The sequence below is a fragment of the Intrasporangium sp. genome, from assembly GCF_032907665.1.
Lineage (GTDB): Bacteria > Actinomycetota > Actinomycetes > Actinomycetales > Dermatophilaceae > Intrasporangium.
The window spans coordinates 1-6,024 of sequence record NZ_JAJJPG010000174.1; the positions used below are offsets into that span (position 1 = coordinate 1).

Genomic DNA, 6,024 nt, shown 5'->3' on the forward strand with positions numbered 1-6,024 from the left:
GCCTTGCCCTCGAGGGACATGATCGCGCCCTCGATCTTCTCGTAGTGCTCGAGCTCCACCTGGTAGAGGCGGACGAGCTCGACCGCGATGCCTGCGGTCCCGGCGATACCGACGACGCTGTAGCCGTCGGCGGCGAAGACCTTCTCCATGTCGCGGTTGGCGATGACGTTGCCCATCGTCGCGCGACGATCGCCCGCCATGACGACGCCACCGTCGTGCAGGAGGGTCACGATGGTCGTGCCGTGGGGTGCCTCGATGCTGGCACCGGCCGGGAGTGGCCGCCCGGACGGGAGCAGCTCGGGCCGGACGCCGGCGACGAACTCGGTGAACGACGACGACCCGCTCGCGAGGAACGCGTCATCGAGCCTGGGCGCCCGTGAGGGGGGTCTGCCGCTCACTGGCCGCCCTTCTGCACGAAACCTCGCACGAACTCCTCGGCGTTCGACTCGAGGACGCCGTCGATCTCGTCGAGCACGCCCTCGATGTCGTCGTCGAGGCCCTCCTTGACGGCGGCGCCCGCCGGCGCGGCCGGGGGCGTGTCGGGAGCCTCGGGGGGCTCCTCGTCCCTGTGCTGCGGTCGGACGTGTTCCTGGCCGGCCATGGCTACCTCCATCACGCGAATCACCTATGCACCGACCCTAACCCGTTCCTGCTGTGGCTGCGTCGGCGTTCCACGGCCCGACACGCCCGACGCGCGCTCGCCACGCCCGACTCGTCACTCGGGCGTGGCCAGGGCGCGCAGGAGTGACTCGACGTCGGGGCTCTCGTCGAGCAGCGTGCCCACCTGGGCCCTGGTGCCCCGCTCCGGATCGAGGATGGGGACCCGTTGGAGGTTGGGCCGGCCGGGCACGTCGAAGACGACCGAGTCCCAGCTCGCCGAGAAGACCTGCGGCGTGAACCGGCTGACGCAGTTGCCGCGGAACCAGGCGCGGGTGTCATCCGGCGGCGTCGACTGGGCGGCCCGGATCTCCTCGGGGGTGACGAGGTCGACGGTGCGCCCACGGTCGCGGAGTCGGTGCACGAGGCCCTTCTCGGGGCGCACGTCGGCCCACTGGATGTCGATCGCGGCGAGTCGGTGGTCGTCCCACTCCAGCCCGTCCCGGGACCGGTAGCCCTCGAGGAGCTGGAGCTTGGTCACCCAGTCGAGCAGGCCCGCCGCGGACCTGACGTCCCGGCCGAGCCGTGTCAGGACGTCCTCCCAGTACCGCATGACCTCCTCGGTGGCCTCGGGCACGGGGTCGTCGGCCCGGGTGTCGAGCCAGGTGCGGGCGGCCTCGAGGTAGAGCCACTGGACGTCGAGGGCGGTCATCGTCCGCCCGTCCTGGAGCTCGACCGTCTCCCGGAGCGTCGGGTCGTGCGAGACGGCCTGGAGGGCGGCCACCGGGCGCCTGATGGACCAGTCCTGACTGAGGTGCCCGTCCTCGATCATGCCGAGCACGAGCGAGGTGGTGCCGACCTTGAGGAGGGTGGCGACGTCGAGGTGGTTGGCGTCGCCGATGATGACGTGGAGCCGGCGGTAGCGGTCCGCGACGGCGTGCGGCTCGTCTCTCGTGTTGATGATGGGCCGCTTGAGGGTGGTCTCGAGACCGACCTCGGTCTCGAAGAAGTCCGCGCGCTGCGAGATCTGGAAGCCGGCTCCCCGGGAGTCGACGCCGAGCCCGACGCGTCCCGCGCCGCAGACCACCTGACGGGTCACGAAGAAGGGGATGAGATGGCGGACGATGTCGCTGAACGGGGTCCGGCGCGGCATGAGGTAGTTCTCGTGCGTCCCGTAGGACTGGCCCTTGCCGTCGGTGTTGTTCTTGTAGAGGTTGACCGGTGGCTGTGCCGGACGCTCCGCGAGCAGCCGCACGGATTCGAGGGCGATGCCGTCCCCGGCGCGGTCCCACCGGATGGCGTGACGCGGCAGGGTGACTTCGGGCGAGCTGTACTCGGGGTGCGCGTGGTCGACGTAGTAGCGCGCCCCGTTGGGGAGCACGACGTTGGCGAGCGTGGGGTCCTCGATGTCGGTGAGCTGGCTCGGATCGGCCGTGTCGCGGTCGACGTGCCAGCCGCGCGCGTCCTGGAGCGGGTCCTCGAAGGCGTAGTCCCAGCTCGACTGGTTGGACCGGACGCCGTGCGCGGCTGCGTAGACGCTGACGACCTGCCCGGAGAGGTACATGGGGTTGGCGAGCGGGTCGCCCGGCACCGAGATGCCGAACTCGGTCTCCAGGCCCATGATCCGCCGCACCGTCATGGTCGAGACCATAACGCGAGTCCTTCGTCGCGGGATCGCGGCAGTGTGGCAACGCGTCGACTATCGTCGAGACACGCGCGAACCTCGAGAGGGGATCCCAGTGAACGACGTGGTCGTCTTCAGCGGCTCTGCCCACCCAGCCCTGGCCGACCGGATCTGCGGTCACCTCGGCGTGTCTCGCTCCCCGGTCGACATCAAGCGTTTCAGCAACGACTGCCTGCAGGCGCAGCTCCTCGAGAACTGCCGGCTGCGGGACGTCTACATCGTCCAGCCCCTCGTGCCGCCGACCCAGGAGCACCTCATGGAGCTGCTGCTGATGATCGACGCGGCCCGCGGCGCCTCGGCGGCCCAGATCACCGCGGTGATGCCGCACTACTCGTACGCGCGGTCCGACAAGAAGGACGCCTCCCGGATCTCGCTCGGCGGTCGCCTCGTCGCCGACATGATCGCCACGGCCGGGGCCAACCGCGTCCTCACCATGGCACTGCACGCGCCGCAGGTGCACGGCTTCTTCTCCATGCCCGTCGACCACCTCACGGCCATCGGTGTCCTCGCCGATCACTTCCACGGGCAGGAGCTGGCGGACTGCGTCGTCGTCAGCCCGGACCTCGGCAACGCCAAGGTCGCGACGCAGTTCGCCCGGCTGCTCGGGCTGCCGGTGGCTGCCGGCTCGAAGCGCCGCATCTCCGACGACGAGGTCGTCATCGACTCGATCGTCGGGGACGTCAGCGGACGTCGCGCGATCATCCTCGATGACGAGATCGCCACGGGCGGATCGATGCTCGAGCTGATGGAGCGCCTGCGCGACGCGGGGGCCACCCGGGCGACGATCGTCTGCACCCACGGCCTCTTCGCCGGGCGGGCGGTCGAGCGTCTCCGTGGACACCCCTTCGTCACGGAGGTCGTCACGACCGACACGGTCCCCCCGCCGGCGGGGTGGCCGGAGCTCGGGGTGCGCTCCGTGTCGCAGCTGTTCGCCGAAGCGATCGACCGCATCCACCACGGCCGTTCGGTGTCATCCCTCTTCGAGGGCGTGGACCCGACGTACGCTCCCCCACAGCCCCGGCTCCCCTTCGAGTCCCTCGCGTGACGCCACCGGCCTCACTCCGGCGCCGTCCTGTCGTCGGCTTCGTCGTCGACGCCCTGCTCGTGGTCGCCTTCGCCGCGATCGGCAGGGCCTCCCACGACGAGAGCCTCTCCCTCGGTGGGGTTCTCGCCACGGCGAGCCCCTTCCTCGTCGGCACGGCGATGGGGTGGCTCGTCGTGCACAGCCGCCGGGGCGCGTGGCCGCTCGAGGTCGGCCCGGGGATCACGGTGTGGTTCTCGACTCTGGTCATCGGCATGCTGCTCCGCGTCGCCCTCCAGGTCGGCTTCGCCTGGGCCTTCCTCGCTGTCGCGGCCGGTGTCCTCGCGGCCTTCCTCGTCGGCTGGCGTGCGCTCGTGAGCCGGGTGGGCACCCGCGGCACGCGCGAGTGAGCGCCGGCTCAGCGGCATACGAGCCATGAGGGTGTCGTATGCCGCTGAGCCGGCTCGGCCCTGCCGTGTCTCGTGGGTGCCCTGAGGGTCACCACCTCGGGAAGGACCGCGGAGGACGAGCTCAGAGGTTCAGCTCAGAGGTACTGACCGGTGTTCGCGGTGGCGATGGACCGGCCCGGCTCCGTCCCGTCCTTGCCCTTGATGAGGGTGCGGATGTAGACGATCCGCTCGCCCTTCTTGCCGCTGATCCTCGCCCAGTCGTCCGGGTTGGTCGTGTTGGGCAGGTCCTCGTTCTCCTTGAACTCGTCGACACAGCTCGCGAGGATGTGCTCGACACGGATCCCCTTCTGGCCGGTCGTGAGGAAGTCCTTGATCGCGAGCTTCTTCGCCCGGTCGACGATGTTCTGGATCATCGCGCCGGAGTTGAAGTCCTTGAAGTAGAGGATCTCCTTGTCGCCGCCCTGGTAGGTCACCTCGAGAAAGCGGTTGTCCTCCGTCTCCGAGTACATCCGCTCCACGGCCGCGGTGATCATCGCCTCGACCGTCGCGTCCCGGTCCCTGCCGTGGATGGCGAGGTCGTGCTCGTGGAGCGGGAGCGAGGTCGTGAGGTACTTGCTGAAGATGTCGCGGGCGCTCTCGGCGTCGGGCCGCTCGATCTTGATCTTCGCGTCGAGGCGTCCCGGCCGCAGGATCGCCGGGTCGATCATGTCCTCGCGGTTCGAGGCGCCGATGACGATGACGTTCTCGAGGCGCTCGACACCGTCGATCTCGGCCAGCAGCTGAGGGACGATCGTCGTCTCCACGTCGCTCGACACCCCGGAGCCGCGAGTCCGGAAGAGCGAGTCCATCTCGTCGAAGAAGACGACCACAGGGGTGCCCTCCGACGCCTTCTCTCGAGCCCGCTGGAAGATGAGCCGGATGTGCCGCTCGGTCTCGCCGACGTACTTGTTGAGCAGCTCCGGGCCCTTGATGTTGAGGAAGTAGCCCTTGCCGGTCTCGCGGCCCGTGCGCTCGGCAACCTTGCGGGCCAGGGAGGCAGCCACCGCCTTGGCGATGAGGGTCTTGCCGCAGCCGGGCGGGCCGTAGAGCAGCACGCCCTTCGGCGGTTTGAGGGCGTGCTCCTTGAAGAGCTCCGGGTGCAGGAAGGGCAGCTCGACCGCGTCGCGGATCTGCTCGATCTGGCCCGCGAGTCCACCGATGTCCTCGTAGGCGACATCCGGGACCTCCTCGAGGACGAGCTCCTCGACCTCGAGCTTGGGGATGAGCTCGTGGACGAAGTTCGACCGCGGGTCGAGCGTCAGGGAGTCCCCGACCCGAATGCGCTCGCCGACGAGAGGCGTGGCGATCCGGCAGACCCGCTCCTCGTCGCCGTGCGTCACGACGACGACCCGGTCCTCGCCGAGCTTCTCCTTGACGGTGACGACCTCGCCGACCCGCTCGTACCCGTGCACGGAGACGACGTTGAGGGCCTCGTTGAGCATCACCTCACGACCCAGGGCCAGCTCGGCCGGGTCGACCGAGGGGCTGACCGCCACCCGCATCTTGCGACCGCCCGTGAGGATGTCGATCGCGCCCTCGTCGGGCTGGTCGAGGACGAGCCCGTAGGTGCTCGGGGGCTGCGCGAGCCGGTCGACCTCCTTCTTGAGGTTGACGATCTGCTCCCGGGCCTCCTTGAGCGTGCGAACCAGCCGCTCGTTCTGCGCCGACAACGACTGGAGCGAGGTCTGGAGGTGGCTCAGCCGGGCCTCCAGCTCTCGCGTCTGCTGCGGCGACGTCCGAGCGGCGTCTCGCAGGGCTCGAACCTCGCTGCGGAGCGCCTCGAGCTCACGGTCCGCCTGCCCGGGACCGCCTGGGTTCGGTGTGGCGCCTGCCGCGCCGCTCATGGGGCTGATCGACTCGGAACGCGGGCTCGTCTCCGCAGCCGATCCGAGATCTCCGAGCCCGCGGGCCCGGGCCTCCTCTTGCCTGCTCTCGTCGGTCATCTCGGGCCTCCTCGTCCGTCACGGCGACCCTGACGCCAGGGTCGTGACAATTCGACCCTAACCCCGAGCGGTCACATGTCGTCGGACGTTTTGGCCAGTGAGCGGCGAAGTCGCCGGATCGTCTTGTCGCTCTTGACCCGCTCGCCGAGGGCCTCGGGCGTCCAGGCGTCCGCCGGGATGTCGGTCGCCGCGGTCGAGCCGGGCACAGGTGGTGCTCCGGCAGTCTCGCCAGGCTGACCTCCCCCCGGCCCAGAAGACATCTCGGATGACGTCTCGGGGGCCATCTCGTGGGCCGTCGCGGAGCTCTCAGCCGACGCCGCGGCGGCCGAC

5 protein-coding genes and 2 pseudogenes are annotated in these 6,024 nt (G+C 69.8%); 2 read left to right on the forward strand and 5 right to left on the reverse strand.

Annotated elements, in window-relative coordinates:
- From LOY02_RS17315 to dop, 3 genes and pseudogenes are all read right to left on the reverse strand, one after another.
- Positions 1 to 398: pseudogene (locus tag LOY02_RS17315) on the reverse strand (proteasome subunit beta); the annotation flags it as partial.
- Positions 395 to 601 (reverse strand): ubiquitin-like protein Pup, encoded by a 207-nt coding sequence (locus LOY02_RS17320; protein ID WP_317183618.1) that lies wholly within the window; start codon positions 599 to 601, stop codon positions 395 to 397. The gene LOY02_RS17320 and the pseudogene LOY02_RS17315, both read right to left, overlap by 4 nt.
- A gap of 114 nt (positions 602 to 715) precedes the next feature.
- A complete protein-coding gene (dop, locus tag LOY02_RS17325) occupies positions 716 to 2,236 on the reverse strand; it encodes a depupylase/deamidase Dop (protein WP_317183619.1) in 1,521 nt (506 codons plus the stop codon).
- A 100-nt stretch (positions 2,237 to 2,336) separates the two neighbouring features.
- Here dop and LOY02_RS17330 point away from each other — a divergent pair, with 100 nt between their 5' ends.
- Positions 2,337 to 3,326 (forward strand): ribose-phosphate pyrophosphokinase, encoded by a 990-nt coding sequence (locus LOY02_RS17330; RefSeq protein ID WP_317183620.1) that lies wholly within the window; start codon positions 2,337 to 2,339, stop codon positions 3,324 to 3,326.
- Entirely contained in the window at positions 3,323 to 3,712 is a 390-nt protein-coding gene (locus tag LOY02_RS17335; RefSeq protein WP_317183621.1) for a DUF3054 domain-containing protein, read from the forward strand. Before LOY02_RS17330 ends, LOY02_RS17335 begins: the two co-directional genes overlap by 4 nt.
- Positions 3,713 to 3,846: 134 nt before the next feature.
- On the opposite strand, the gene arc is transcribed toward LOY02_RS17335, so the two are convergent.
- Together arc and LOY02_RS17345 are read right to left on the reverse strand one after the other, a co-directional pair.
- A complete protein-coding gene (arc, locus tag LOY02_RS17340) occupies positions 3,847 to 5,694 on the reverse strand; it encodes a proteasome ATPase (RefSeq protein ID WP_317183622.1) in 1,848 nt (615 codons plus the stop codon).
- Between the two features lie 71 nt (positions 5,695 to 5,765).
- Positions 5,766 to 6,024, reverse strand: a pseudogene (locus tag LOY02_RS17345) (hypothetical protein); the annotation flags it as partial.